Here is a 25,926-nt window from a genome sequence, read left to right as displayed (position 1 = left end):
ATGAGGTATCCCACTCTTCGTGAGTTAAGGCCCCCAGCTAGACCACTGGGTTGATAGGCCGGAGGTGGAAGACCGGTAACGGTTGGAGCTGACTGGTACTAATAGGCCGAGGACTTGTTACGAAGACGCTACGCATCCACTGTGCGGTTCTGGAAGAACAACCAGAACCGATCGAGCCCTGCCGCTGTGGCGGTTCGGGGTTTGGGTTGTGAATTCCATAGTGTTTCGGTGGTTATAGCGTTGGGGAAACACCCGGTCCCATTCCGAACCCGGTAGTTAAGCCCTTCTGCGCCGATGGTACTGCACTGGTTACGGTGTGGGAGAGTAGGTCGCCGCCGAACAATCTTTCAGAAGGCCCCTGCGGGTCGAGCACCCAGTGCTCCCCGCAGGGGCCTTTTGCATGCCCTCATCCGGCTCGGGTGGCGGATTTCGCTTGCCGGGCCTGGTCTGATGAACCCATGGACGCGGTCGTGCACACCACCCTGGAGTCCTTCGACGCCACCGCCCACGATCGGCTCGCGGCCGATCCGGTGCGCAACACGGTGGCGCTCACCTCTCTGGACCGGGTGCGGCGGCTGCCGGCCACCGCACTTCCCCCGACGCTGATCACCTTCCACGACAACGGCGAGCTGGTGGGATCGCTGATCCGCACTCCTCCCTGGCCCTTCCAGGCGGCAGACCTCCCCCTCGCGGCGGCGGTCCTGGCAGCCGAACTGGTCAGCGAAGTCGACCCGGACGCCCCCGGCGTCACCGGCCCGCGGGAAAGGTCATCGGCCTTCGCCACCGCGACCGGCAAGGACTTCACCGAGTCCCTGGCCACCAGGCTGTACCGCCTGGACACCCTGGCCCCGCCGACCGTGGACGGCTCCGGCCGCATGGCCACCGAAGCCGACGCCGGCCTCCTCGGCGCCTGGCGCGCGGCCTTCCAGGCGGAAGCGGTCCCGGAGGCCCCGGACGAGGACCCGGCCGAGGTCGTGCGCGGCTCCCTGCGCCTCGGCAACGGCCACGCCCTCTGGCAGGTCGACGACACCCCGGTCGCCTGGGCGGTGGCGAGCGTCCCGCACGCCGGCATGACCAGGATCGGCCCGGTCTACACCCCGCCCGAGCACCGCCGGCACGGCTACGGCGCCGCGGTCAGCGCCATGATCAGCCAGTGGGCCCTCGACCAGGGGGCCACCGACGTCCTCCTCTTCGCCGACCTGACCAACCCGGTCTCGAACTCGATCTACCAGCGCATCGGCTACCGGCCACTGGACGACTGGGCGGAGTTCTGGTGGAAGCGGTGACCCGCTCACCGGAGCGCGACCGGTAGAGGGCTCGCAGCACCTAGTTGAAGAGTTCGGGAGTGAGCGGCCGGTTGCGCACGTGCGAGGAGAAGACGAGAGACGTGGTCGTGTCGCCGTAGCGCTGCATGACCTCGACGAGTTCCTCCAGCTCGATCATCGACCGGCAGACGACGCGCAGCAGCCAGCAGTCGTCGCCGGTCACGTGGTCGGCGTCGAGGATCTGCGGCAGCACCAGGACCTGCGACCGGAACCGCGGCGTGTCCAGTGAGCGGACCCGCACGCGCACGATCGACTCGATCGGCAGGCCCAGCCGGGCGGGCGACACCACCGCGGTGAAGCCCGTGATCACGCCCAGCGCCTGCAGGCGGCGCACGCGCTCGGTCACCGCCGGGGCCGACAGCGAGACGTCCCGGCCCAGAGCGGTGAACGACATCCGCCCGTCCTGCTGCAACAGCGACAGGATCTTCCAGTCCACGGCGTCGAGCTCCACCTGGAAATCATAAGGAGAACGCGCCGAACACCTGGACTTCCGCATGTGCGAACGGGCCGTACCTCAGCAGGATCAGGGGCATGACGAACGCGTTGCGCTTCCCCGCCGCCGACCCGCACGCCGCGGCCGCCCACTTCGCCGCCGAGCTGGCGTTCGAGGCCGATCCCGACGACGTCCACCGGGACCTGCTGGCCGGGAACACCGCGGGGTACGTCCTCGTCGAGACCCGTGCGTCCGAGGCGTTCGCGCGGGCACGCATCCCCGGTGCGATCAACCTGCCGTACCGCGACCTGCCCGAGCGGCTCGACCTCGATCCCGGCCTCGTCTACATCTGCTACTGCGAGAGCTTCCAGTGCAACGCCGCCACCAAGGGTGCGCTCGCCCTCGCGCGGCGCGGGTACCGGGTGAAGCGGCTTTCCGGAGGCATCACGGCCTGGCGGGAGGCGGGCTACCCGGTGGAGTCCGATCAGGTCGTCGCGGCGGACGTTCCCCAGGTCGCGTGTCATTGCTGACCGGAGCCGACATAGGCTCATCCGCGTGACCGCACCGCGTTTGCTCGTCCTGCAGCCCTCGCCGTCCGACCCGCTGGCGAAGCTGGGCGACTGGCTCGAGGCCGACGGCGTCGAGCTCCACCTCGTGTCGCTGAAGGAGGAGCCCGCGCCGACGGACCTCGACGGCTACCAGGGCGTCATCTGCCTCGGCGGCGAGATGGGCGCGCTCGACGACCTCGAGCACCCGTGGCTCGCCGACGTCCGGCGCCTGCTCTCCCAGGCCGTGGCGAAGCGGCTGCCGACGCTGGCGATCTGCCTCGGGGCCCAGTTGCTCGCGGCGGCGACCGGCGGACAGGTGCGGCGTGGCCCGAACGGACCCGAGGTCGGAATTCTGCTCGTGGCCAAACGAGATGGCGCCGGAAAAGACCCGTTGTTCGCCGATCTGCCGTGGACGCCCGATGTCGTGCAGTTCCACCATGACGAAGTCCACCTCCTGCCGCCGGGCGCGGAACACCTCGCGGCCTCGCCGAAGTATCCGAATCAGGCGTTTCGCGTCGGCGCGTGCGCATATGGGCTGCAGTTCCACATCGAGACCACTCCGGAGATCGTTCAGGCCTGGGCGGCCAAGGCACCCGATGAGGCGGCCTGCGCGCGTGCCGGCCACTTCGACCAGGACTTCCTGGAGGAAGCGCACCGCGACCTCGAAGAGGTGTGGCACCCGTTCGTGCAGAGATTCGCGAAGCTCGTGCGCGGCGAATTGGCGCCCGCGGGACCAATGGGGACACCGCTCCCGTTGGTGTGACGTAACTTTCGTAGGTTCACCGGCACTCGTCGTTACCGGTACCTTCTGGTTGGCCTTGTTCGATCCAGCCGGAGGATCAGAGTGGATCCCGCTCTTGTAGTGATCATCGTCGTCGTCACTGCTCTCATATTCGACTTCACCAACGGGTTCCACGACACGGCGAACGCGATGGCCACCTCCATCGCGACCGGTGCGCTCAAGCCGCGCACGGCGGTCGCGCTGTCGGCGGTGCTCAACCTCGTCGGCGCGTTCCTCTCCGTCGAGGTCGCGAAGACGATCTCCGGCGGGATCGTCGACGACGCCAAGATCACCCCGGCGATCATCTTCGGCGGGCTGATCGGCGCGATCATGTGGAACCTGGTCACCTGGTACGCCGGTCTGCCGTCGAGCTCGTCGCACGCGTTGTTCGGCGGGCTGATCGGCGCCGCGTGGGTCGCCTCCGGGGTGGACGCCATCCACTTCGCCAAGGTCCTCGACAAGGTGATCGTGCCCGCCATCGTGGCGCCGCTGGTCGCGGGCATCGTGGCGGCACTGGCGACGATCATCGTCTACCGGCTCAAGAAGGCGGCGGACGCGCGCGTCTCGCACACCGGCTTCAAGGTCGGCCAGGTCGCGTCCGCGTCGCTGGTCTCGCTCGCGCACGGCACGAACGACGCGCAGAAGACGATGGGCATCATCACGCTGGCGCTGATCACGTCCGGCTCGCTCGCCCCCGGCTCGGCGCCACCCACCTGGGTGATCGTCAGCGCCGGTGTCGCGATCGCGCTCGGCACGTACCTCGGCGGCTGGCGCATCACGCACACCCTCGGCCGCGGCCTCACGACCATCGAGCCCGCGCAGGGCTTCGCGGCGCAGACCTCGACCGCCACGGCGATCCTCGCGTCGTCGCACCTCGGCTTCGCGCTGTCCACCACGCACGTCGCGTCGGGCGGCATCATGGGCTCCGGCCTCGGCCGCGACCGCCACGGCGTGCGGTGGGGGACGATGGGCAAGATGGCCGCCGGGTGGCTGCTCACCCTGCCCGCCGCCGGCATCGTCGGCGCCATCGCGGGCAAGTGGGCGTCGAGCGGCACCGCGGGCGTCATCGGGGTCGCCGTGATCGGCGCCGTCGTGTCCATCGGCATCTGGATCCTGTCGCGGCGCGAGCCCGTGAAGCCCGAGCACATCGTCGACGAGGTGGCCGCGCAGGCCGAACTGCACAAGGTGGCGGCATGACGATCAAGTGGGAAGCGCTGCTGCAGGTCTTCGGCGCCACGCTGCTCGTCACGCTGGTCGTCGTGACGCTGTTCGTGCTCGGCATCCGGGCGCTGTCGGGCGAGAGGAAGGTGCCCGCGTACGCGAGCTTCGCCGGGTGCGTCGCGGTCGTGCTCTACGGGCTCTCCCTGATCGTCTTCTGACGGTGTGAGGACTAGGTTGGCTCCTGATGAGCGAACCTGTCCGCCACGCGTCACCAGCACGATTCGGCCTCACCGGACCGCGCAGCGAGGAAGTGCTGCGCGGCCTCGGCCTGTGGGGCGACCGCCGTCCCGCGGACGGCTCGGAACCGGTACTGGCGGCGCTCTCCCGCTGCCCCGATCCCGACCTCGCCCTGCGCGGGCTGGAGCGGCTGCACGAGGTCGCCGAGTGGGACGCCCTGTCCGCCGCGCTGCACGACGACGAGGTCGTGCGGGGGCGGCTGCTCGCCGTGCTGGGCTCGTCCACCGCGCTGTCGGACTTCCTCGTCGTCAACCCCGGCCGGTGGCGTTCGCTCACCGGCGACGTCGACGTGTCGCTGGAGCTCGCGGACGACGACGTGCTGCGCACCGAGTACCGGGCGAAGCTGCTGCTCATCGCGGCCAACGACCTGGCGCACGTCGTCGAGCCGACGCTCCCGTACGTCCCGTACGACACCGTGGCCGCACAGCTGTCGGATCTGGCCGTGTCCGCGCTACGGACGTCGTTGCTGCTTGCCTCCGAACGCGTGACCGGCGCCGACCGGTGCCGGCTCGCGGTGATCGCGATGGGCAAGTGCGGCGCGAACGAGCTGAACTACGTGAGCGACGTCGACGTCGTGTTCGTCGCCGAGGGCGACCTGGGTGTCGCGACGCGGCTGGCCAGCACGGTGATGCAGATCGCGGGCCAGTCGTGCTTCGAGGTCGACGCGGCGCTGCGGCCGGAGGGCAAGGCGGGTGCGCTGGTCCGCACGCTCGACGGGCACGCCTCCTACTACCGGAAGTGGGCCCGGACCTGGGAGTTCCAGGCGCTGCTGAAGGCGCGGCCGGTCGCGGGCGACGCCGAGCTGGGGCAGGCGTACATCGACGCCGTGCGGCCGTACGTGTGGACGGCGGCCGAACGCGAGAACTTCGTCGAGGACGTGCAGGCGATGCGCCGCCGCGTCGAGGACCACGTGCCTTCCGGGCTCGCCGACCGGGAGCTGAAGCTCGGCCGCGGTGGCCTGCGCGACGTCGAGTTCGCCGTGCAGTTGTTGCAGCTCGTGCACGGTCGTTCCGACGAGGAACTGCGCATCCAGGCGACGACGGCCGCGCTGGCCGCGTTGGGCAAGGGCGGGTACATCGGGCGCAACGATGCCGCGGACTTCGGGCGTTCGTACCGGTTCCTGCGCACGTTGGAGCACCGGCTCCAGTTGCAGCGTTTACTGCGCACGCACCTCTTCCCCGCGGACGACGACGACGCGGCGTTGCGGTGGCTGGCGCGTTCGGCCGGTCTGGCGGCCGACGGCCAGAAGTCGGAGGGGCAGGTGCTGCTCGCGGAGTTCCGCAAGCACGCGAGCCAGGTCCGCAGGCTGCACGAGAAGCTCTTCTACCGGCCGCTGCTGCAGTCCGTCGCGGGCGTGCCGACCGAGGCGTTGCGGCTCACCACCAAGGAGGCCGTCGCCCGCCTCGCCGCCCTGGGCTACACCTCGCCCGACGGCGCGTTGCGGCACATCCAGGCGTTGACGCACGGCGTTTCGCGGCGTGCGCGCATCCAGGGCGCGCTGCTGCCGGTGCTGCTGGACCTGTTCGCCGGCACCCCGGACCCCGACGGCGGTCTGCTGGCCTACCGGAAGGTGTCCGAGGCGCTCGCCGAAACCCCCTGGTACCTGCGGCTGCTGCGGGACGAGGGCGCCGTCGTCGAACGGCTCGCGGTGCTGCTCGGCACGTCGAAGCTCGTGCCGGACCTGCTGGTGCGCGCACCGGAGGTGCTGCGCCTGCTCGCGGACACGGAGGCGTTGGTCGGCCGTGATCCGCACTCGATCGGCAACCCCCTGCGCAGCGCCGTCTCCCGCTACGGCGACCTGACGCGCGCGGTCGCGGCCGCGCGCTCGTTGCGGCGGCACGAGCTGCTGCGGATCGCCGCGGCGGACCTGCTGGGGTTCATGCCGCTGGAGACGGTGTGCGTGTCGCTGTCCGAGGTGTGGGTCGCCGTGCTGCAAAGCGCACTGGACGCCGCGGTGCGCGCGTCCGGTCAGCCCGCCGCCGCGCTGGCCGTGATCGGCATGGGCCGGCTCGGCGGGCACGAGCTCGGGTACAGCTCGGACGCGGACGTGCTGTTCGTGTGCAAGCCGTTCGAGGGCGTGACCGACGCCGAGGCGGCGAAGTGGGCGAGCGGTGTCGTGGAGAACATCCGGCGCCTGCTCGGCGCGCCGTCGCACGACCCGCCGCTGCAGGTCGACGCGGACCTGCGCCCGGAGGGCCGCCAGGGGCCGCTGGTGCGGACGCTGGACTCCTACCGCGCCTACTACCGGCAGTGGGCGGAGATCTGGGAGAAGCAGGCGCTGCTGCGGGCGCGGTTCATCGCGGGCGACGCGGCGCTCGGCGCCGAGTTCGAGGCGTTGATCGAGCCGTTGCGGTATCCGGCCGACGGCCTGGACGCGGCGTCGGTGCGCGAGATCCGGCGGATCAAGGCGCGCGTCGACGCCGAACGGCTGCCGCGCGGTGCCGACCCGAGCACGCACACCAAGCTCGGCCGCGGCGGGCTCGCGGACGTCGAGTGGACCGTGCAACTGTTGCAGCTGCAACATTCCGGCGCGGTGCCCGGCCTGCGCACACCGTCCACAATGGCCGCGATGGCGGCCGCCGTCGAGGCGGGCCTGCTCGCGGAGGAGGACGCCGCGTCGCTGACGGCCGCCTGGAACCTCGCGACGCACGCGCGCAACGCCGTGACGCTGGTGCGGGGCAAGGCGTCCGACCAGCTCCCGACGTCCGGTCGCGACCTCGTCGCCGTGGCGTCGGTGATGGGGTACCGGCCCGGTGGCGATCCGGGTGAGTTCCTGGAGGAGTACCGCAGGACCACCCGTCGTGCACGTGCAGTGGCCGAGCGGGTCTTCTACGGTGAGGGATCGTGAAAGCGATCGCGGTTACCCGGTTCGGCGACGCCGACGTCATGTCGCTGCAGGAGCTCCCCGACCCGTTGCTGGGGCCCGACCAGGTGCTGGTCGAGGTGAGGGCGGCCGGGGTGAACCCGGTGGACGCCAAGGTCAGAGCCGGGTACCTGCGGGGCCTGATGCCGCACCACACGCCGTTGATCCCCGGCTGGGACGTGGCGGGCGTCGTGCGGGCCGTGGGCACCGGTGTGCAGGACTGGCGGCCGGGCGACGAGGTGCTCGCCTACGCCCGCAAGGACCACGTCCAGTTCGGCACCTACGCCGAGCTGGTCTCCCTGCCGGACCGGCTGGTCGCCCGCAAACCGTCCACCGTGGACTTCGTGACCGCCGCCGCGCTGCCGCTGGCGGGACTGACCGCCCTGCAGTCGTTGAGGGCCGTCCACGCCGGCCAGGGCGATGTCGTGCTGGTGCACGCCGCGGCCGGTGGCGTCGGGCACCTCCAGGTGCAGATCGCCCGCGAGCTCGGCGCCGCGCAGGTCATCGGCACGGCCTCACCGCGCAACCACGAGTTCGTGCGGTCACTGGGCGCCGAACCGGTCGCCTACGGCGACGCGCTGGTCGACGCGGTGGCGGAGCTGGTCGGCGGGGACGGCCGGGTGGACGTGGTGATCGACAACGCCGGCGGCCTCGCGTTCGACCAGTCGTTGCGGCTGGTGCGGGACCGGGCGCGGATGACGTCCATTGTGGATGGGCAGCGGGCGCTGGAGAACGGCGTGATCAACACCTGGGCGCGGCCGAACGCCGAACAGGTCCAGTGGCTGGCCGACCTGGTCGCGGCCGGCTCGTTGCACGTCGAGGTCCAGCAGACATTTCCGTTGGCGGAAGCCGTGAAAGCGCACAAACTGCTCGAAGGTGGGCACGTGCGTGGAAAAGTTGTGCTGACCGTCTGAAATCTTCAGGTATTTCTTCAGGTTCGGGGGCATTCCGGAACGGGAGTGCCCCCGAACCCGAACTGCTCAGTCCTCGTCGGAGTCGGGGTCGACAGCCGGAGCGCTGGTGTAGACCTCGACCACCCACTCCTCCTCCAACGACTCTGCGTCGTCGGCGTCGGGGACGAGGCGGTTGTAGACGCGGACACCGAGATCGAGCACGTCAGCGGCCTGGAGCGCCTCGAGCGCCTCGGCCGCGGAGTCGACGATGTGAGTGGTGAGCAGCTGCGGAGCCGTGAATTCGGCGACATCTTGGGACACGCGCGGACACTAGCGCATTGACGTTTCACCCGATCGATATGAGACTAGGCGCGCCCAGCGGGGGAGCTGTGGGCAAGTCACCGGGGGTCGAGCAGAGGAAGTCATGCAGCATCGTCGGGTCACGCGCGGAGCGAAGACCGCGATCACCATCGCGGGCGTGGCGGCTGGGGTGCTCGCACTACTGGGTGTGATCCAGTTTGCACTGAGTGGTGAGAACTCCGCCGCCCAGCCCAACGTGAACATCACGACGACCACGTCGAACGGCGTCCAGACTCCGGACGCCGCACTGGAGACGACAGAGCCGTCGGCCGAGGTGAAGGTCCGGACAGGATCCTTCAAGCAGCAGCGCGGCATGCTCACCGTCGAGGTGACCCGCGTGGAGGTCGCGAACGGCCGGGTGAAGCTCTTCGTGACGGCCACGAACGCCTCCCAGGCCAGGATGACACTGCCCGTGGACGGCATCGCGGTCCTGGACGACCTGAACCGGACCTACGCGGCGTCGAGCAGCAAGTGGGAAGGCCTCGTCACCCAGGGCACCACGGCCTCGGGCACGGTCGTCCTCGACGAGAAGGTCGGCGCGGGTGTGAACTCGCTCACCCTGACGTTCTCCTCGGTGTCCGGCCAGTTCGCCCCGACGGGCGCCGCGATCACCGTGGCGGGGATCCCGCTGCCGAAGTGATTTTCCGCCGGAGCGGGGTACGTCTCGTGCATGACCCAGCGCGGAAGTGACCAACACGGTTTCATGATGGACGACCACCTGAAGAAGGAGGTCGAGAACGAGCTGCGCGCCAACGGCCCGACGCGGGCCGAGGAGTGGCGCGAGCCGGAGATGCCCGAGCCCGGCGAAATGGAAGAGGACTACCGCGCCTAGGCCGCCTACTGTGGCCGCGTGAAGTACCTGTTCTTCTGGGGCCACCAGCCCGAACGCGACGGGAGCATCGGCAAGGGCTGCCTGTCGCAGTGGTGGCCGTGCACGTTCGTCGCCGACGGACGGGAGTTCCCGTCCGCCGAGCACTACATGATGTGGCGCAAGGCCTTGCTGTTCGACGACCACGCCGTCGCCGAGCGGGTGCTCGCCGCCCGCACGCCCGCCGAGGCGAAGGCCCTGGGCCGCGAGGTCTCCGGCTTCTCGGAGCCGGTGTGGGCCGCGGCGCGGCTGGAGGTCGTGGTCGAGGGGAACCTGGCCAAGTTCGGCCAGGACCCGGCCCTGCGCTCCTACTTGCTGAGCACGGGTTCCCGCGTCCTGGTCGAGGCGAGCCCGCAGGACCGCGTGTGGGGCATCGGCCTGGCCGCGTCCGACCCGCGCGCCGCGGACCCGGCGTCGTGGCTCGGCCTGAACCTGCTCGGCGAGGCGCTGATGGAGGTCCGCTCTAGGTCGTCCGCAGCGTGAGGTAGGTGGTGAGCGCCGCCAGCGTGATCCCGCACGGGACCAGTCCTTTTCGGATCATGGCGGGAACCTCGTCGAGCGGCACCCACCTCACCTCGGCGGCCTCGGCGGGATCGTGCTCACCGGTCTTGACGGCGTTGGAGCCGACGAAGATGTGCGTGACGTGCGAGCTGATGCCGTTCAACGGGTTGATGGTGACCAACGGCTCGACCTCCGTCCTGTACCCGGTCTCCTCCTCGGTCTCCCGCACCGCCGCGTCCTCGGCCGTCTCACCCGCCTCGAGCCGCCCGGCCGGGATCTCCCAGCCCCAGGCATCGGTCGTGAACCGGTGGCGCCACATGAGCAGCACGTGGTCGTCCTCGACGACCACCACCGCCGTCGAGGGGTAGGGCAGGCGCAGCACGTGGTGCTCGAACCGTTCCCCCTGAGGCACCTCGACATCGTCGAGGTCGACGCTCATCCACTCCGACTCGTACATCCTGCGGGTGCCGTGCACCGTCCACTGCGTCACCGGTCAGCTCTACCACGCGGGAGCCGCACGCTGCTCGGCGGACGCCGCCCGGCGAGACCCTCGGCCGCCGCGTGAACCCAACGCGCGCGCCACGCGTGTTCCCAGGCGTTGGCGAAGCAGGGAGAGATGATGTTCAGCTACTCAGGGCCCGCCCGGCTCGTCTACGCGAACGGCAGCACGGCCGAGCTGGATCGCGTCGACATGATCGAGACGGTCACCGACGGCCTCTGGCAGTTCTCCGGCGCCGGAACGGCCGCGGAGGCCCTCGACGCGGGAGCCGCCCGGATCAAACTGGTGACCGGCGGGCAGGCCGACGTGCTGGTCTCCAACGTCCGGATCAGCGAGGGCGTGAGAGGGGTCTCGTGCAGCGTGACGCTGATCGGCTCGGAGAGGCCGCCGAGCGCGGCGTGAGCTCCGAAAGGCCCGGCGGGTGATCCCGCCGGGCCTTTCAAACGTGTCCGCGACATCGCCGGCACGTCTGGTGGATCGTGAGGTCCCCGTGGACGACACCGATCTGGATGACGTCGCCGTGCACCTCGCACGTGGCCTGGTTCGTCACGTCTGACCTGCTGTCCAGCCGGCGCAGGAGAAGCCGGGCGAGCCCTGTGGAGAAGCGGACCGAGAAGGCGACGAGGCCCGCTGCCAGCGCGAGCACCACTCCGTAGAGGAGGAGGTCCGCGGGTTTCGGGCAGGCTCCGCTAGGAGTCGGCGGTGGCCGCGAAAACCCAGATGATCCCTGCTGTCATCACCGCGTATTTCGCGGTCGGTGGAGCAGGCGTTACAGGAGCCGGAAGGCTCGGCGGAGGTCCACCGGGCCTTCCAGGACGAACGACTCCTACGTCGAGGTGGAGCGACCACCCTGGTCCCGTCTTCGGTCGCACGGCTCGGCTCGTCCAGCACAAACGCGCCGAGGGCCGGGCGACCACTGGTCACCCGGCCCTCGGCCTCACACGATCAGACGGCCCGACCAGAGCTTCAACCGGCGAAACGCCTGGTCAAAGCCCCGCGCCGATCACACGTCGTAGTAGAGCGCGAACTCGTAGGGGTTCGGGCGCAGCCGCAGCGGGTCGATCTCCTGCTCGCGCTTGTACGAGATCCAGGTGTCGATCACGTCCGGCGTGAACACGCCGCCCTCGAGCAGGAACTCGTGGTCGGCCTCCAGGTTGTCGAGCACGGCGTCCAGCGTCGCGGGGACCTGCTTGACGTCGCGGGCCTCCTCGGGCGGGAGCTCGTAGAGGTCCTTGTCGATCGGGGCCGGCGGCTCGATCTTGTTCTTCACGCCGTCGAGGCCCGCCATGACCATCGCCGAGAAGGCGAGGTACGGGTTGCCGGACGAGTCGGGGCAGCGGAACTCGATGCGCTTGGCCTTCGGGTTGTTGCCCGTGATCGGGATGCGGACGCACGCCGAGCGGTTGCGCTGCGAGTAGACCAGCGAGACCGGGGCCTCGTAGCCGGGGACCAGGCGGTGGTAGCTGTTCACCGTCGGGTTGGTGAAGGCCAGCAGCGACGGCGCGTGGTGCAGGATGCCGCCGATGTAGTGGCGGGCGGTGTCGGACAGGCCCGCGTAGCCGCTCTCGTCGTGGAACAGCGGCGCGCCGTCCTTCCACAGCGACTGGTGGGTGTGCATGCCCGAGCCGTTGTCGCCGAACAGCGGCTTCGGCATGAACGTCACGGTCTTGCCGGCCTGCCACGCCGTGTTCTTGATGATGTACTTGAACAGCATCAGGTCGTCCGCGGCGTGCAGCAGCGTGTTGAACTTGTAGTTGATCTCGGCCTGGCCGCCGGTGCCGACCTCGTGGTGGGCGCGCTCGACGGTGAAGCCCTGGGCCTCCATGTTGAGGACCATCTGGTCGCGCAGGTCGGCGTAGTGGTCGTTCGGGGTGACCGGGAAGTAGCCGCCCTTGTACTTGACCTTGTAGCCGAGGTTGCCGCCCTCTTCCTCACGGCCGGTGTTCCACCAGCCGGAGACCGCGTCGATCTTGTGGAAGCTGGCGTTGGCGGTGGTGTCGAACTGGACCGAGTCGAAGATGTAGAACTCGGCCTCGGCACCGAAGTACGCGGTGTCGGCGATGCCCGACTCGGTGATGTACTGCTCGGCCTTGCGCGCGATGTTGCGCGGGTCGCGGCTGTAGGCCTCACGCGTGAACGGGTCGTGCACGAAGAAGTTGACGATCAGCGTCTTCTCGATGCGGAACGGGTCCAGGCGCGCGGTGTACAGGTCGGGCAGCAGCAGCATGTCCGACTCGTGGATGGACTGGAAGCCACGCACTGAGGAGCCGTCGAAGGCGAGACCCTCTTCGATCGCGTCGGCGTCGAACGCCTTGGCCGGCAGCGTGAAGTGCTGCATCACGCCGGGCAGGTCGCTGAACCGCACGTCGACGAACTTGACGCCCTCGTCGGAGATGAACTTCAGCACCTCGTCGGAATTCTTGAACACCCTCGTCGACTCCTTGACTATGGACAACGGCTGGTCATCGCGAGCGACCGTATGTCGGCGGTGTTGCCCGTCCGTCACTCGGATGTTTCGCCAGTGTTAACGGGCGGGTCCACGGCGGCAAGGCGACCTGCCGATCCTCACCCCGCGTTCACGGGCTTACTCTGGTGGAGTGAGCAGGTGGACCGGTTCGTGGCTGTCAGGACCCAGCTCGGCGCTGTCGCCGGGTGACGATTCGAACGACGGGACCGGGCAGCGCTGGCGCGGTGAGCGCCACGGCTTCCCGGAGAAGGGGCCGGGCTCCATCGCCTCGATCGGGCGGCGCACGTTCGCCATCCTGGCCGACTTCCTCCTCGCCGCGGGCGTCGCCGCGGTGTTCACCCAGCCCGACCTGCCGCGCAACTGGAGCCTGCTGGTCTGGTTCGTCATCACCGTGGTCGCGGTGGCGTTCTTCGGGTTCACGCCGGGGCACGCGCTGTTCGGGCTGCGGGTGGCGCGCATCGACGGCAAGGCGTTCGTGCACCTGCCCCGCGCGCTGCTGCGCACGGTCCTCATCTTCCCGCTCATCCCGGCGCTGGTCTGGGACTCGGACGGGCGGTGCCTGCACGACAAGGCGGCCGGCACGGTCGTCATCAAGGTCCGGTAGCCGCACTAGAAGGCTGTGAACAGCGAAAAGGCCCGCCGCACAACTCGTGCGGCGGGCCTTTTCGCGTGGTGGGAGCTCGCCTCAGCGGCGGCGCAGGGTGCGCTGGACGTTGCGCATCTTGGCGCCCTGCGGCATCGGACCCTTGGGCAGCGCGGCACCGCGGCTGGACAGTGCGGCGAGACGGGTCTCGAGCGCGTCGACCTGGGCGGCCGTGATGTTGCGCGGCAGCTTCATCAGGGTCGACTGCAGCTTCTTCAGCGGGACCTGGCCGGCCTCGGTGCCGATGATGAAGTCGTAGATGGGCGTCTCGCCGATGACGCGCGCGATGCGCTTCTTCTCCTGCGCGAGCAGCGGCTTGACCCGCTGCGGAGCGCCCTCGGCGACCAGGACCACACCCGGCCGGCCGAGCACGCGGTGCACGGCGTCGAGCTGGGTGGTGCCCGCGACGGCGGGGGTGACGCGCCAGCGGCCGCGCAGGTTCTCGAGCGCCCACGCGCCCGCGCCCGGCTGGCCGTCGGCCTTGCGGAAGACGTTGCTCTGCACCCGGCGGCCGAAGATGATCACGGCCAGCAGCGCGCCGATCGCGACGCCCAGCGGCACGAACATCCAGACCGCGTCGAAGACCAGGCCGAGGACCACGGCGATCGCGGTGACGCCGAGCAGCGCGCCCAGCATCAGCGGAACGAGCGCCTTGTCCTCGCGGCGCTGCATCTTGAACGCCTCGAAGATCTGCTTGCGCCGTTCGCGTGAAGCCGCGCGGCGAACCTTCGCCGCTTCCTTGGCAGCCGCCTTGTCCTGCTTACCAGCCATGAGGACAGGATACGGCGCGGTGGTATCAGACTCGCATCGGCCGTCTGCGAGACTGCCGGGCATGGACGCGTTGCTGGAGGGTCTCGATCCGGAACAGCGCGCAGCGGTCGAGGCGCCGCGCGGCCCGGTGTGCGTGCTCGCGGGCGCCGGCACCGGCAAGACGCGGACCATCACCCATCGCATCGCCTACCTGTGCCAACGCGGTCACGTCGCCCCGTCGCAGGTCCTCGCCGTCACGTTCACCAAGCGCGCCGCGGGTGAGATGCGCACGCGTTTGCGCTCACTCGACGTGCACGGCGCCCAGGCCGTGACGTTCCACGCCGCCGCCTCACGCCAGTTGCGCTACTTCTGGCCGCGCGTGATCGGCGGCCCGCGCTGGGAGCTCGTCGACCAGAAGATCCGCGTCGTCGGCCGCGCCGCGTCCCGGCTGGGCCTGCCGACCGAGGCGGACGCGCTGCGCGACCTCACCAGCGAGATCGAGTGGGCGAAGGCGTCGCTGCTCACGCCGGAGGACTACCCGGCGGCCGCCGCGCGCGCCGCGCGGGACATCCCGGCGCCCGCCGAGCAGATCATGAAGCTCTACGCGACCTACGAGCAGCTCAAGAACGAGGCGCAGCTGCTCGACTTCGACGACCTGCTGCTCTACACGGCGGGCGCGCTGGAGGACAACGCGGAGGTCGCGCAGGAGTTCCGCGACCGCTACCGCTGCTTCGTCGTCGACGAGTACCAGGACGTGACGCCGCTGCAGCAGCGCGTGCTCGACGCGTGGCTCGGCGCCCGCGACGACCTGACGGTGGTCGGCGACGCGAACCAGACCATCTACTCCTTCGCGGGCGCCTCGCCGCAGCCGCTGCTCAACTTCGCGCGCCGGTTCCCCGAGGCCGTGGTCGTGCGGCTGGAACGCGACTACCGGTCGACGCCCCAGGTCGTCGCCCTGGCCAACGACGTCATCAAGTGGGCGCGCGGGCGTCCCGCCGGCTCGCGGCTCAACCTGGTCGGGCAACGGCCCGAAGGACCGCCGCCGCGGTTCCACGAGTTCGACGACGAGCCGGCGGAGGCGGACGCGGTCGCCGGTCGCGTCAAGACACTGCTCGACGAGGGGGTCGCCGCCTCCGAGATCGCGGTCCTCTACCGCGTCAACGCGCAGTCGGAGGTGTACGAGCAGGCGCTCGCCTCGCTGGGCATCCCCTACCTGGTCCGCGGTGGCGAGCGGTTCTTCGAGCGCGCCGAGGTGCGCCAGGCGATGATCGCGTTGCGCACGGCGGGCGAGACGTCCGGCAGCCTCCCGGAGGTCGTCCGCGCGGTGCTGGCCCGCGTCGGGCTCACCGACGAGCCGCCGACCGGCGGCTCCGCGCGGGAGCGCTGGGAGTCGTTGCTCGCGCTGGTCGAGCTGGCCGAGGAGTTCGCCGTCTCCGCGCCGGAGGCCGACCTGCCGCGGTTCTGCGTCGAGCTCGACGTGCGGGCGGAGGCCCAGCACCCGCCGACGGTCGAAGGCGTGACGCTGGCATCGCTGCACGCCTCGAAGGGCCTCGAGTGGGACGCCGTGTTCCTCGTCGGACTGGTCGAGGGCACGATGCCGATCCAGTACGCCGACGGCGACGAGGCGAAGATCGAAGAAGAACGCCGCCTTCTGTACGTGGGTGTCACTCGCGCGCGTGAACACCTTTGGCTGTCGTGGGCGCTGTCGCGCGCGGCCGGTGGGCGCAAGTACCGCCGCCGTTCGAGGTTCCTCTACAACCTGGTGCCGGAGAACCACCCGGCCGCCCGTGTATCCGCCGGCGCGCAGCGCCCTCCTCTGATGAAGAAGGAGAAGCCGACCTGCCGGGTGTGCGCCGCGACCCTGGTCGAGGCGCAGGCGGTGAAGCTGGGACGGTGCCGGTCGTGTCCGTCCGATGTGGACGAGGAACTGCTCGAGTCGCTGCGCCAGTGGCGTTCGGCGCGGGCGCGCGAGCTGAAGGTGCCCGCGTACGTCGTCTTCACCGACGCGACGCTCATGGCCATCGCCGAACAGCGGCCCACCGACACGGCGGGGCTGGTGGCGATCTCCGGGATCGGCGCGTCGAAGCTCGACAAGTTCGGCGACGACGTGTTGGGGCTGGTCCGGGCCGGTGTCGGGTACCCCGCCACCTGATCGGGACAAGTTTTCCTAAATAGGTTGCGGGCCCGTGGGACGGGGTCATAACCTGCTCATGCCGGGTCCGGAGGACCCGTCTGGGGAAGAAGAACTACTACTGCTCTCTCTTGACGACAGAGCTCTCTTGGAGGAGGTGCACCGTGAAGATCTTCACCATTTCACGCGCGCTCGCCCTCCCCATGCCCGAGGGCATCTGCACGTCCGCAGCCGCTCAGACCGTGTGGCAGAAGTCTGCCCACCGGCCGGTGGCGTTGCTGGGTCGTGAATGCGGCACCGGGCTGTTCATCGAGCAGCCGCGCCTGCGTCCGGCCGTCGATGACGTTCCCAACTACACGAATGCGCTGTCCGCGCATCAAGTGAGAAGGCTCCTGCCGACCCCATAGGGGTCGAAGGACCACCAGGCTCACGAAGGCCGCGGACTCGCACAGAGTCCGCGGCCTTCGTGTTTTCTGCGTACCCCACACAAGGAGAAAACCCAGATGTTGACCGCGACTGTCCCGCTCACCGGCGAGACACTTCCGGACCTCGCGGAAGGGCTGGACCTGCCCTGCCGCACCCACAACCCCGACCTCTGGTTCGCTGACGCGCCGGCCGACCTGGAGAAGGCGAAGTCCTTCTGCGGGACCTGCCCGGTGCTGGCGGAGTGCCTCGCAGGCGCGCTCGCACGTCACGAGCCGTGGGGTGTCTGGGGTGGAGAGATCTTCGAGCGCGGTGTCGTCATCGCGCGGAAGCGGCCGCGTGGCCGTCCGCGCAAGGACGCGGCTGTTGTCACTGCTGACAAGACGGAGGCGGCAGCGTGAGCACCGTGCAGATCAACCACAGCACAATGCCCGCCTACCTGAACGAGGCCCTGACACCCATGTCTCTGAATGAAGAACTCGTGCGAATACGAATACAAGAAGCCCAGAGGTTCGCGGAAGAGCAACGCCTGGCGAACCGCCTCGCGGCAGCGCAACGTTGGCGCAGGTTGTCGCGATGGGCGGGGCGCAGAGCGGCTCGCTTCGACCTCTGACAGTCTCGAGCTGAGGCCGTCATCCACGAGAAGGTGGATGGCGGCCTCGGCCGTTCGACCGTACCGTTCCCCTTGTGCCGCACCACACCCACGACGGGATCGACTGGTCCGCCCGCCTCCACGCGATGAAGCGCTACGGCTCGCTGCAGGCCGAGGCGTTGTCCGTTGTCGCCCGCAAGCTCGTCTCGTTGCTGCCGGACTCACCGGTCGTGATGGACGTGGGCTGCGGTGCCGGTTCGATGAGCGTGCCGCTGGTCTCGGCCCTGCGCGAGCACGGTGGCGGCGTCCTCGTCCTGGTCGACGCCACCCCGGAACTCCTCGACGCGGCCTGCGCCGCCGCGCGTGCCGAGGCCGACGGCGTCGTGTCGGTGAAACCCGTGCTGGCCGATCTCGCCTCCGAGGACCCGCTGTCCTTCGCCGGCCCGGTCGAGCTCGTCTGGGGCTCGCGGGTGATCCACCACCTCTCCGATCAACTGCGCGGTGTCCGCCGCCTGGCCTCTGCCCTCGCCCCCGGCGGCTGGCTGGCCCTCGCCGAGGGAGGGCTGGAGACGCGGTTCCTCCCGTGGGACCTCGGCGTCGGCGAGCCGGGCCTGCAGGACCGCCTGGCCGCGGCCCGCGCCTCGTGGTTCGTGTCGATGCGCGAGAACATGACCGGTTCCGTCCGGCTGCCCGTCGGCTGGAACGTGGCCCTGGCCGACGCGGGCCTCGGCGAGATCAGCGCCTTCAGCTTCGTCGTCGACCATCCGGCCCCGGCCAAGCAGCTCGTGCGCGACTGGGCCGTCGACCGGCTGGCCTGGCTGACGGAGGTCACCGGGCCGTACCTGCACCCGGCCGACCGGGAAGCCCTGCGGCGGCTGCTCAACCCGTCCGACTCCGAGTTCGTGGGAGCCAGGGAGGACGTGTTCCTGCTGGAGACCGACACCGTCCACCTGGGACGGCGGCGGTGACGGCGTGCCACCGGTGCGGGCGGTTGCGCACCTCCGTTTCCGACCTCGAGTTCCTGGCTTGGTCCTCTGAGCGGACCGGTGGGACCGTGCGGTGGCTTTGCCACGTTTGTGCGAAGGCGCACGTGCGGGACATCGAGGGGAAGCTGCCGGACGAGTACTGGCGCTGACTCACCTCCGTGTTCTGGGGTGGCATGTCGAGTATGTGAGTGCTCATGGGTGGGGGCTCGTGAGCGGGATGAGGCCGGCTGTGGTCGGGGGTGTCCGATGGGCGCGGTCTTCCGGTTGGCTCGGGTGAGGTCGGGCGAGCCGGTGGTGTCGGCTGGGTGGCCGGGGGCGGTGCCGCGGCGGACTGGTGTGGCCTGGGGGCGAGAGTTGCCGGGGGCGGGCCGGTGGTGCCGGGTGATTGGTGTGGTCAAGGGCGCGTAGGCACGCCGGACTGATGCGACCGGGGCGGGTGTTGCCGGGTTGAGCGGGCCGGTGGCACGGGTGATTGGTGTGGCACGGGGCCCGGCGAGCCGGTGTGACCGGGATCGGGTGTTGCCGGGTTTGGGTGGGCTGGTGGTGCCGGGTGTTTGGTGTGGTCAAGGGGCGTGGGGTACGGCGGGCTGGTGTGGCCGGGGACGGGTGGTGCCGGGTTTGGGTGGGCTGGTGGTGCCGGGTGTTTGGTGTGGTCAAGGGGCGTGGGGTACGGCGGGCTGGTGTGGCCGGGGACGGGACGTGCCACAGTCAAGTGGGCTGATGCTGCGAGCTGATTGGTGTGGTCAAGGGGCGTGGGGTACGGCGGGCTGGTGTGGCCGGGGACGGGACGTGCCACAGTCAAGTGGGCTGATGCTGCGAGCTGATTGGTGTGGTCAAGGGGCGTGGGGCACGGCGGACTGATGCGACCGGGGGCGGGAGCCACCGGGGCCGGGCGAGCCCGGTGGCATCGGGTGACTGGTGTGGTCGGGACCGTGGCGCACGACGGACCGATGCGGCGGCATCGGGAGTTGCCAAGCTCGGGCGGGCCGGTGGCACCGACTGACTGGTGGCCGAGAACGGGAGCCACCGAGGTCCGGCGGGCCGACGCGAGCGCCCGGTCAAGGACGCCCAGCAGGCGTGAGCGGCCGACCGGTCCAAGCCGAGACCTGACCGAGGCCCGATCCAAGCCCCGCGGCGCGAACCGGTGAGACCGGATCGGCTTCGCCGCACCTCCCGAAGCCGTCGGCCCGGCGCAACCGCCAGAACGCCCCGCGCGCGGCGGTCAGGTCGGGCAGAGGTGGCGCAAGGCCTGTCTGACCAGCGCCGTTCCTCGGCGGCTGCTCTGCCGCAGCTCCTCGTGCAGGTCGCCGGGCGAGCACAACCGGGCGTCCACCACGGCGTCGAGGATCTGCACGACCGCCTGGGGGTTGGTCTCCCGCCTCGCCATGTCGACGGCGGCTCGCGCCGGCGCGGCCAGTCTCAGGCCGTCCTTCTCCACCACGGCCGGCATTCGGCCGGTGCGTTCGAGGAGGATTCCCGGGTGCGCCCGGCGCGCGTTCTTCCCCGCGAGCACGTGGATGTGCCGGGGGAGCGGGACCGCGGCTCCCTGCCGCACCACCGCGTCGGCGCCGGTGATCACGGACGAGAGCCCGAGGAAGAACAGGACGGCTCGGAGCCGGTCCAGCCGGTTCGGGGGCGACGGCTTCTGCAGCACGACGCCGGGCAGCAGTTGCTGCCAGGGCCCGAGAGGGGCGCAGCGCCTGAGGACCTCACGCGGGGAGAGGCCGGATTCACGCAGGTCAGCGGTGGTCGCGATGAGGGTCATGGGGTCATCGTGGCCGACTGGGCGGGGGCTGGGGCGGGCTGAGCGCCAACCTGTGGACAACTCGGCGGAGGTTCACCCGGACGAGTCAGTCGTCGAATCCCGGCTGCCAGCGGGCGACGATCTCGCGGGCCTGCACGTGGGCGTCGAGCTGGCAGAGGATGCCCGTCGCGCCCAGGGTCACGCGGTGGATCAGCAGGTACTGCGGGGGCAGGTTCAGGGAGCGGCCCGTGTGCGAGTCCGGGCTGCGCAGGTCGCCCACCCGTTCCGCCTGCGACTGCAGCCAGCGGCGGGTGAAGTGGAACGACTCGGTGCGCAGGGGCTCGACGAAGGGGGCCAGGTAGCCGAGCACGTCGTCGCCGTCGAGGGACATGCCCTCGCGGATGAAGTTCTCGGCGCGCAGCAGCTCGACGAGGTCGGCGGAGCGGCCGTCAAGGGCGAGCCTGGTCATCAGGCCCAGGGTCTTGGGCAGCCCGTCGGGGAGGCGGGCCACCGCGCCGAAGTCGATCACGCGCAGCAGGCCGTCGTCGCCCAGCATGAAGTTGCCGGGGTGCGGGTCTGCGTGCAGCAGGCCCGAGCGCGACGGGGCCGAGAAGTGGAACTCGGCCAGGAGCTGGCCCGCCCGGTCGCGGTCCTGCTCGGAGCCCTCGCGGATGATCTTCGACAGCGGCGTGCCCGACGTCCACTCGGTCACCATGACCTTGGGGGACGAGGCGATCACCCTGGGCACCAGCACGTGCGGGTCGTTCTCGAACGCCTTGGCGAACGTGCGCTGGTTGGCGGCCTCGTCGCGGTAGTCGAGCTCTTCGAGGTAGCGGTCGCGCAGCTCCTCCAGCAGGGGGCGCACGTCGGCGCCGGGCATGATCGCCTGCAACAGCCGGGAGAAGCGCAGCAGCTGCTTCAGGTCGGCGCGCAGCGCCTCGTCGGCGCCGGGGTACTGGACCTTCACCGCCACGTCGCGGCCGTCGTGCCACACGGCGCGGTGGACCTGGCCGATGGAGGCCGAGGCGGCCGGGTCGTCGTCGAACGACTGGAAGCGCTTCGCCCAGGACGCGCCCAGCTGCTCGGCGAGCACCCGGTGCGTCGTGCGGGCGGGCATCGGCGGGGCCGCGGTCTGCAGCTTCGTCAGCGCCTCGCGGTACGGGGCCGCGAGCTCGTCGGGAACGGCGGCCTCGAACACGCTCAGGGCCTGGCCGAACTTCATCGCTCCGCCCTTGAGCTGGCCGAGCACCGCGAAGACCTGTTCCGCCGTCTTGGCCGTCACCTCGGCGTTGACCTCGTCGGCCGCGCGTCCGGTCAGTCGCTTCCCCCAGCCGCCCACCACCCGGCCGGCCACCCCGAGGGGGAGGCTCGCCAGCTTGGCGGTGCGCTGCACGGCCTTGCGCGGAATCTCGGTCACCCAGCCATGGTATGTGCGGAGCACTGACAGTCAGGGTGCGGATACCAGCTCCGCCTCTCAGCAACCCCCGCCACCAGGTCCAGTTCGACAGTGGCGTTGACCACTGGCGGCGGCGCCTGGGCGCGGCCGCGGACGTGGACCAGCGACTCCAGGACCTGCGCCACGGCCAGCGCGGCCGTGCCCGATGCGAACAACACGTCCGAGGAAGCCGGTTTGGCCACCAGTTGCGCCGCGATGACGGGCCACGCCGGGTCCTGGTCGGTGCGGTGCAGGTCCGCGCAGTTCAGGCAGCTCGTCCGGCCCGGCAGGACGAGCGGTCCGACGATGCCCACGCCCTCACGGACGCGCACGGCCAGATGCGGCGTGCGGGACGCCATGAGCGCGTTCACGACGTTCGGATCCGGGACGAGCGTGGCGGCGAGCACGACCAGGTCGGCGTGGTGGTCCAGGCGCACGCTCGACTCCGCCAGCAGCGAGGTGATGGACAGCGCGAGGTGGCCGGCGCCCTGCACGGCGACCGCCGCGCCCGTCGCGGGGAAGCCGGTGTCGAGCAGACCGGCCTCGTCGAGCGATGCGAGAACTTCACCCAACTGGGCGGGGTCCTCGCCCCGCTCCGCCAGCCTCTCGCCGAGCTCGGCGGCGGTGTGGCGGCCGTCGAGGGTGAGCAGCACGTCGACCAGCGCCTCGGACAGCGAGCCGATCACCACGGCGTGCTTGGGATCGGTGCCGATCTGCACGACGCCGGGGGCCCGGCGCACCACGGCGAGGCCTGCACGCACGCGAGGTCTGGGGTCCACAGTGGAAGCCTGGCAGGGGGCGTGGCCCCCTGCCAGCGGAAACGTCAGACCTTGGCCTTGCCGAGGATCCGCGTCATCTTCGTCCCGCAGACAGGGCAGGTGCCCTTCGCCATGCGCCGGCCGTTGGTTTCCTCGACTTGGCCGTCGAAGTCGCGCTTCTCCCGACACTTGACGCAGTAGCCGTTGTAGGTCTCGGCCACAGCCCCTCCCTTGCAGTTGTGAGTGCGGACACACTCGGGGACCTTGGCGCGACGGTACCTCTGCGAGGCCGTGAAGCCGCGCATGTCGTTCCCGCGCGTGTCCAGCCGCCGTTCGGTGGAACTTCACCCGCCGGGTGCCTGCCTGCGGCCGGTTGGGGGCGGCTGGTTGTCGGTGCCGACGTTTACGGTGACTGCATGGCCGAACCGCGGGTGGAGGTGCGGCGGAGCTCCCGGCGCCGCCGCATGGTCAGCGCGTACCGGGAGGGCGACACCGTCGTCGTCCTTCTGCCGGCACGGATGACCAAGGGGGAAGAGAAGCACTGGGTGGCGGAGATGTTGAGCCGCCTCCAGCGCAGCGAGACGCGCAGGAAGTCTCCTGCGCGAACGTCGGACGAGGCGCTCATGGCGCGGTGCGCCGAGCTGTCGGCGCGGTATCTGGACTCGCTCGCCGATCCGGTCAGCGTGCGCTGGGTGCCGCCCATGCGCACGCGCTGGGCGTCCTGCACGCCGAGCGAGGGCACGATCAGGGTGTCCGAGCGGCTGCGGGACGTGCCGCCGTGGGTGCTCGACTACGTGCTGGTGCACGAACTGGCGCACCTGCTCGTGCCAGGGCACGGCAAGGACTTCTGGGAGTGGGTTCACCGCTACCCGAAGACCGAACGGGCCATGGGCTACCTGGAAGGTCTCTCGGCCGCCGCAGGCCTGGGGATCTCCGAGGACTAGGAGCCCGAACGCGACGCGCCCGGCGAGGAAGGTCCTCGCCGGGCGCGTCGTCCACCAGCCGGTCAGCTCTGCCCGGGCTCGCCGCTCTCACCGGGGCCCTTGCCGCCGTCCTCGCGCATGGTGCGCTCCAGCTCGGCGATCGGGTCCTCCAGCGCCTTGCGCGTGTTCGCGAGGCGCTCGGCGAACTCCAGCGGGTCGTCGAGGTCCTCGGCGGTCGGGATGAGCTCGGCGTGCTCCCACACACCGTCGCGCACCTCCACACCGTGCCGGTCGCCGACGAGCTTCCACAGCGCGGAGGCGGCACGCAGGCGGCGGGGGCGCAGCTCCAGGCCCACCAGGGTCGCGAACGTCTGCTCGGCCGGCCCGCCGGAGGCACGGCGGCGGCGCAGCGTCTCGCGCAACGCGGGAGCACCGGGCAGGCGTTCGGAGACGGCGGCGTCCACCACGACGTCCACCCAGCCCTCGACCAGGGCCAGCAGCGTCTCCAGGCGGGTCAGCGCCGCCTTCTGCTCGGGGGTCGTCTGCGGCTCGAGCAAGCCGGAGCTCATGGCCTCCTCGATGGAGGCCGGGTTCGACGGGTCGATCTGGCCGGCGAGCTGCTCCAGGGCCGACGTGTCGACCTTGATGCCCCTGGCGAACTCCTCGACGGTGTCGAGCAGGCGCTGCCGCAGCCACGGCACGTGCGTGAAGAGGCGCTGGTGCGCGGCCTCGCGGGCGGCGAGGAAGACCATCACCTCCGACGCCGGGCGCTCCAGGCCCTCGGTGAACTTCTCGATGTTCGCGGGCAGCAGCGCCGCGGTGCCCTCGGGACCGAGCGGCAGGCCGACGTCGGTCGAGGTGAGCACCTCCGCGCCGAGCTGCGCCAGCGCGTTGCCCAGCTGCGAGCCGAACGCCATGCCGCCCATCTGGCCGAGCATCGACAGCAGCGGACCGGCCGCCTGCTTCGCCTCGGCGGGCATCGCCTCGACCCACGCGCCGGACATGCGCTGGGCGACCGGGTCGCACAGGCGCTGCCAGGTCGGGATGGTGCGCTCGATCCAGTCGCGCGCCGTCCACGCCTGCGTCGTGCGGGTGCCGGCGGGCAGCGACGTGACCGGGTCGAGCCACATCTCGGCCAGGTGCACGGCGTCGGTCACCGCGCTCGACTGGTCGGCGGCGAACCCGATCGTGGTGGTCGACGAGGACAGCTGCTGGAACGCGACCTGCTTGGCCAGGTCGTAGTTGACCGGCCCGCTCGACGACCCTGCGCTGCTCAGCATCGCGCCCAGCTGGCTCAGCATGTTGCCCAGCTGGTTGAAGTCGAACGGGTTGTCTCCCGGCTTCCCGCTCTTGTCGTCGGGGTCGTGCGGGCTGAACCCGAACGGCACGTCACTCATACCTCTACCGTACGCGGATCCACGTGGTCGTACGCTGTTCAGCCGTGAGTGAAACCGTCACGACCGCATCCCCACCCGCGCCCCCGCCGAGGGAGCGCGGACTGACCCGCCGGACGTGGACGCTGGTCGTCAGCTTCCTCGTGGTGGCGGCACTCGGACTGCTCGGCGGTTTCGCCAGAGTCCCGTACGTCGCGCTCGGCCCCGGCCCGACCTACGACGTGCTCGGCAAGGTCAAGGACACCGACGTGGTCGCGGTGGACGGCCAGAACACGTTCCCCACCAACGGGACCCTGCGCATGACGACGGTCTCGCTCACCGACGACGTGTCGTTGTTCGGCGCGCTCGGCCTGTGGCTGTCCGGCCGCTACGCCCTCGCGCCGCGCGAGGAGTTCTTCAAGCCCGGCGAGTCGGAGGAGGAGGTGCAGAAGAACAACGAGCTCGCGTTCAGCGAGTCGCAGACCTCCGCCGAGGTCGCCGCGCTGCACTACCTCGGCTATCCGGGCAAGGTGATCGCGAACCAGGTCACCAAGGGCAGCCCCGCGGACAACGTCATCCCGCTCGGCGCCCGCATCATCTCGGTCAACGGCAAGCAGGTGCAGAGCTCCGCCGACGTGAGCTCCGCCCTGGAGAACACCAAGCCGGGCGACACCGTCGAGGTGGCCTTCGAGTCCGACGGCACCTCGAAGTCGACCCAGCTCACCCTCGGCACCCGCGAGGACGGCCGCCCCGCCGGCTTCATCGGCATCTCGCCGGTCGACCGCGCCGACGTGCCGTTCAAGATCAAGATCAGCCTGTCCGACGTCGGCGGCCCGTCGGCCGGCCTGATCTTCGCGCTCGCGATCGTCGACAAGCTGACGCCGGGTGAGCTGAACGGCGGCAAGGCCATCGCGGGCACCGGCGAGATCGCGGGCGACGGCACCGTGAAGGCCATCGGCGGCATCGCGTTCAAGATGGTCGCCGCGAAGGAGGCGGGCGCGTCGGCGTTCCTGGTGCCCTCCGCCAACTGCCAGGACGCGAAGCAGCAGGCCCCCGACGACCTCAAGCTGATCAAGGTCGAGAACCTGAAGGACGCGGTGTCGTCGCTGGAGGCGCTCAACGCCGGCAGGGACACGCCGAGCTGCTGACGCGAGGAGCGGCTTGTCCGCTCC

The 25,926-nt window shown here is 70.4% G+C and carries 30 protein-coding genes and 2 rRNA genes; 21 read left to right on the top strand and 11 right to left on the bottom strand.

Going from position 1 to position 25,926, the window contains the following annotated elements; translation table 11 throughout:
- The 3 genes from BMW88_RS28480 to BMW88_RS28470 all read left to right on the top strand — a co-directional run.
- A 23S ribosomal RNA gene (locus tag BMW88_RS28480) occupies positions 1–122 on the top strand; the annotation flags it as partial.
- A gap of 102 nt (positions 123–224) precedes the next feature.
- Positions 225–341: ribosomal RNA gene (rrf, locus tag BMW88_RS28475) — 5S ribosomal RNA — on the top strand.
- A 117-nt stretch (positions 342–458) separates the two neighbouring features.
- Positions 459–1,286, top strand: coding sequence for a GNAT family N-acetyltransferase (locus BMW88_RS28470; protein ID WP_089956151.1), 828 nt, complete (start codon positions 459–461; stop codon positions 1,284–1,286).
- A 40-nt stretch (positions 1,287–1,326) separates the two neighbouring features.
- Here BMW88_RS28470 and BMW88_RS28465 read toward each other — a convergent pair whose 3' ends face one another.
- Positions 1,327–1,776 carry an Lrp/AsnC family transcriptional regulator gene (locus BMW88_RS28465; protein ID WP_089956148.1) on the bottom strand — a complete coding sequence of 150 codons (450 nt, stop codon included), beginning with the start codon at positions 1,774–1,776 and terminating at the stop codon, positions 1,327–1,329.
- 80 nt (positions 1,777–1,856) lie between these two features.
- Here BMW88_RS28465 and BMW88_RS28460 point away from each other — a divergent pair, with 80 nt between their 5' ends.
- The 6 genes from BMW88_RS28460 to BMW88_RS28435 all read left to right on the top strand — a co-directional run bounded on the left by BMW88_RS28460 (position 1,857) and on the right by BMW88_RS28435 (position 8,322).
- Complete coding sequence (locus tag BMW88_RS28460) at positions 1,857–2,288, top strand: rhodanese-like domain-containing protein (RefSeq protein ID WP_089956145.1); 432 nt, start codon at positions 1,857–1,859, stop codon at positions 2,286–2,288.
- Between the two features lie 25 nt (positions 2,289–2,313).
- Positions 2,314–3,069 carry a type 1 glutamine amidotransferase gene (locus tag BMW88_RS28455; protein ID WP_089956144.1) on the top strand — a complete coding sequence of 252 codons (756 nt, stop codon included), beginning with the start codon at positions 2,314–2,316 and terminating at the stop codon, positions 3,067–3,069.
- Positions 3,070–3,150: 81 nt separating this feature from the next.
- Positions 3,151–4,284, top strand: a complete 1,134-nt coding sequence (locus tag BMW88_RS28450; protein ID WP_089956142.1) for an inorganic phosphate transporter — start codon at positions 3,151–3,153, stop codon at positions 4,282–4,284.
- Positions 4,281–4,466 carry a hypothetical protein gene (locus BMW88_RS28445; RefSeq protein WP_089956140.1) on the top strand — a complete coding sequence of 62 codons (186 nt, stop codon included), beginning with the start codon at positions 4,281–4,283 and terminating at the stop codon, positions 4,464–4,466. Before BMW88_RS28450 ends, BMW88_RS28445 begins: the two co-directional genes overlap by 4 nt.
- A 26-nt stretch (positions 4,467–4,492) precedes the next feature.
- On the top strand, positions 4,493–7,393 hold the full coding sequence (locus tag BMW88_RS28440) for a bifunctional [glutamine synthetase] adenylyltransferase/[glutamine synthetase]-adenylyl-L-tyrosine phosphorylase (protein ID WP_089956137.1): 2,901 nt from the start codon (positions 4,493–4,495) through the stop codon (positions 7,391–7,393).
- Positions 7,390–8,322, top strand: a complete 933-nt coding sequence (locus BMW88_RS28435) for an NADP-dependent oxidoreductase (protein ID WP_089956135.1) — start codon at positions 7,390–7,392, stop codon at positions 8,320–8,322. The genes BMW88_RS28440 and BMW88_RS28435 overlap by 4 nt, the downstream gene beginning before the upstream one ends.
- Positions 8,323–8,388: 66 nt before the next feature.
- On the opposite strand, the gene BMW88_RS28430 is transcribed toward BMW88_RS28435, so the two are convergent.
- Positions 8,389–8,622, bottom strand: coding sequence for a hypothetical protein (locus BMW88_RS28430; protein ID WP_089956133.1), 234 nt, complete (start codon positions 8,620–8,622; stop codon positions 8,389–8,391).
- A 103-nt stretch (positions 8,623–8,725) separates the two neighbouring features.
- Here BMW88_RS28430 and BMW88_RS28425 point away from each other — a divergent pair, with 103 nt between their 5' ends.
- The 3 genes from BMW88_RS28425 (at position 8,726) to BMW88_RS28420 (ending at position 10,012) form a co-directional block, all read left to right on the top strand.
- A complete protein-coding gene (locus tag BMW88_RS28425) occupies positions 8,726–9,301 on the top strand; it encodes a hypothetical protein (RefSeq protein WP_089956126.1) in 576 nt (191 codons plus the stop codon).
- Positions 9,302–9,367: 66 nt separating this feature from the next.
- Complete coding sequence (locus BMW88_RS44080) at positions 9,368–9,493, top strand: hypothetical protein (RefSeq protein ID WP_281249455.1); 126 nt, start codon at positions 9,368–9,370, stop codon at positions 9,491–9,493.
- Between the two features lie 18 nt (positions 9,494–9,511).
- Entirely contained in the window at positions 9,512–10,012 is a 501-nt protein-coding gene (locus BMW88_RS28420) for a riboflavin biosynthesis intermediates N-glycosidase (protein ID WP_089956123.1), read from the top strand.
- Here the strand turns inward: BMW88_RS28420 and BMW88_RS28415 are convergent.
- Positions 9,993–10,520, bottom strand: coding sequence for an NUDIX hydrolase (locus tag BMW88_RS28415; RefSeq protein ID WP_089956121.1), 528 nt, complete (start codon positions 10,518–10,520; stop codon positions 9,993–9,995). The genes BMW88_RS28420 and BMW88_RS28415 overlap by 20 nt on opposite strands.
- Positions 10,521–10,649: 129 nt before the next feature.
- Between BMW88_RS28415 and BMW88_RS28410 the strand changes: the two genes are divergently transcribed.
- Positions 10,650–10,931 carry a hypothetical protein gene (locus BMW88_RS28410; RefSeq protein WP_143116291.1) on the top strand — a complete coding sequence of 94 codons (282 nt, stop codon included), beginning with the start codon at positions 10,650–10,652 and terminating at the stop codon, positions 10,929–10,931.
- A gap of 37 nt (positions 10,932–10,968) precedes the next feature.
- Here BMW88_RS28410 and BMW88_RS28405 read toward each other — a convergent pair whose 3' ends face one another.
- Positions 10,969–11,175, bottom strand: coding sequence for a hypothetical protein (locus tag BMW88_RS28405; protein ID WP_143116290.1), 207 nt, complete (start codon positions 11,173–11,175; stop codon positions 10,969–10,971).
- 357 nt (positions 11,176–11,532) lie between these two features.
- Positions 11,533–12,957, bottom strand: a complete 1,425-nt coding sequence (gene glnA / locus BMW88_RS28400; protein ID WP_089956115.1) for a type I glutamate--ammonia ligase — start codon at positions 12,955–12,957, stop codon at positions 11,533–11,535.
- A gap of 169 nt (positions 12,958–13,126) precedes the next feature.
- Here glnA and BMW88_RS28395 point away from each other — a divergent pair, with 169 nt between their 5' ends.
- Positions 13,127–13,600 (top strand): RDD family protein, encoded by a 474-nt coding sequence (locus tag BMW88_RS28395; protein WP_089956112.1) that lies wholly within the window; start codon positions 13,127–13,129, stop codon positions 13,598–13,600.
- Positions 13,601–13,681: 81 nt separating this feature from the next.
- On the opposite strand, the gene BMW88_RS28390 is transcribed toward BMW88_RS28395, so the two are convergent.
- Positions 13,682–14,410 (bottom strand): DUF4191 domain-containing protein, encoded by a 729-nt coding sequence (locus BMW88_RS28390; RefSeq protein ID WP_089956110.1) that lies wholly within the window; start codon positions 14,408–14,410, stop codon positions 13,682–13,684.
- Between the two features lie 61 nt (positions 14,411–14,471).
- Between BMW88_RS28390 and BMW88_RS28385 the strand changes: the two genes are divergently transcribed.
- From BMW88_RS28385 to BMW88_RS28370, 5 genes are all read left to right on the top strand, one after another.
- A complete protein-coding gene (locus BMW88_RS28385; RefSeq protein ID WP_089956107.1) occupies positions 14,472–16,541 on the top strand; it encodes an ATP-dependent DNA helicase UvrD2 in 2,070 nt (689 codons plus the stop codon).
- Positions 16,542–16,684: 143 nt separating this feature from the next.
- Positions 16,685–16,927, top strand: a complete 243-nt coding sequence (locus tag BMW88_RS28380) for a hypothetical protein (protein WP_089956105.1) — start codon at positions 16,685–16,687, stop codon at positions 16,925–16,927.
- A 96-nt stretch (positions 16,928–17,023) separates the two neighbouring features.
- Entirely contained in the window at positions 17,024–17,344 is a 321-nt protein-coding gene (locus tag BMW88_RS28375) for a WhiB family transcriptional regulator (protein WP_089956102.1), read from the top strand.
- Positions 17,341–17,556, top strand: a complete 216-nt coding sequence (locus BMW88_RS41190) for a hypothetical protein (protein ID WP_143116289.1) — start codon at positions 17,341–17,343, stop codon at positions 17,554–17,556. Before BMW88_RS28375 ends, BMW88_RS41190 begins: the two co-directional genes overlap by 4 nt.
- Before the next feature lie 74 nt (positions 17,557–17,630).
- Positions 17,631–18,503 (top strand): class I SAM-dependent methyltransferase, encoded by an 873-nt coding sequence (locus BMW88_RS28370; protein WP_089956101.1) that lies wholly within the window; start codon positions 17,631–17,633, stop codon positions 18,501–18,503.
- A gap of 1,240 nt (positions 18,504–19,743) precedes the next feature.
- Here BMW88_RS28370 and BMW88_RS28360 read toward each other — a convergent pair.
- From BMW88_RS28360 to BMW88_RS42195, 4 genes are all read right to left on the bottom strand, one after another.
- Complete coding sequence (locus BMW88_RS28360) at positions 19,744–20,286, bottom strand: type IV toxin-antitoxin system AbiEi family antitoxin (RefSeq protein WP_089956096.1); 543 nt, start codon at positions 20,284–20,286, stop codon at positions 19,744–19,746.
- An 85-nt stretch (positions 20,287–20,371) separates the two neighbouring features.
- Complete coding sequence (locus BMW88_RS28355; protein ID WP_089956094.1) at positions 20,372–21,682, bottom strand: ABC1 kinase family protein; 1,311 nt, start codon at positions 21,680–21,682, stop codon at positions 20,372–20,374.
- Positions 21,679–22,479, bottom strand: a complete 801-nt coding sequence (locus tag BMW88_RS28350; RefSeq protein ID WP_245778117.1) for a TOMM precursor leader peptide-binding protein — start codon at positions 22,477–22,479, stop codon at positions 21,679–21,681. Before BMW88_RS28350 ends, BMW88_RS28355 begins: the two co-directional genes overlap by 4 nt.
- 44 nt (positions 22,480–22,523) lie before the next feature.
- Positions 22,524–22,679, bottom strand: a complete 156-nt coding sequence (locus BMW88_RS42195) for a DUF5679 domain-containing protein (RefSeq protein WP_176946781.1) — start codon at positions 22,677–22,679, stop codon at positions 22,524–22,526.
- A 195-nt stretch (positions 22,680–22,874) separates the two neighbouring features.
- On the opposite strand from BMW88_RS42195, the gene BMW88_RS28345 reads away from it, so the two are divergent.
- Positions 22,875–23,402, top strand: a complete 528-nt coding sequence (locus tag BMW88_RS28345) for a M48 metallopeptidase family protein (RefSeq protein WP_089956091.1) — start codon at positions 22,875–22,877, stop codon at positions 23,400–23,402.
- 62 nt (positions 23,403–23,464) lie between these two features.
- On the opposite strand, the gene BMW88_RS28340 is transcribed toward BMW88_RS28345, so the two are convergent.
- Complete coding sequence (locus BMW88_RS28340; protein ID WP_089956090.1) at positions 23,465–24,778, bottom strand: zinc-dependent metalloprotease; 1,314 nt, start codon at positions 24,776–24,778, stop codon at positions 23,465–23,467.
- A 44-nt stretch (positions 24,779–24,822) separates the two neighbouring features.
- Between BMW88_RS28340 and BMW88_RS28335 the strand changes: the two genes are divergently transcribed.
- Positions 24,823–25,902 (top strand): YlbL family protein, encoded by a 1,080-nt coding sequence (locus tag BMW88_RS28335; RefSeq protein ID WP_245778116.1) that lies wholly within the window; start codon positions 24,823–24,825, stop codon positions 25,900–25,902.
- The last annotated feature ends 24 nt before the right edge of the window (positions 25,903–25,926 follow it).

The sequence above is a fragment of the Lentzea xinjiangensis genome, from assembly GCF_900110955.1.
GTDB classification, from domain to species: domain Bacteria; phylum Actinomycetota; class Actinomycetes; order Mycobacteriales; family Pseudonocardiaceae; genus Lentzea; species Lentzea xinjiangensis.
This window is presented reverse-complemented; position numbering and strand designations above follow the sequence as displayed.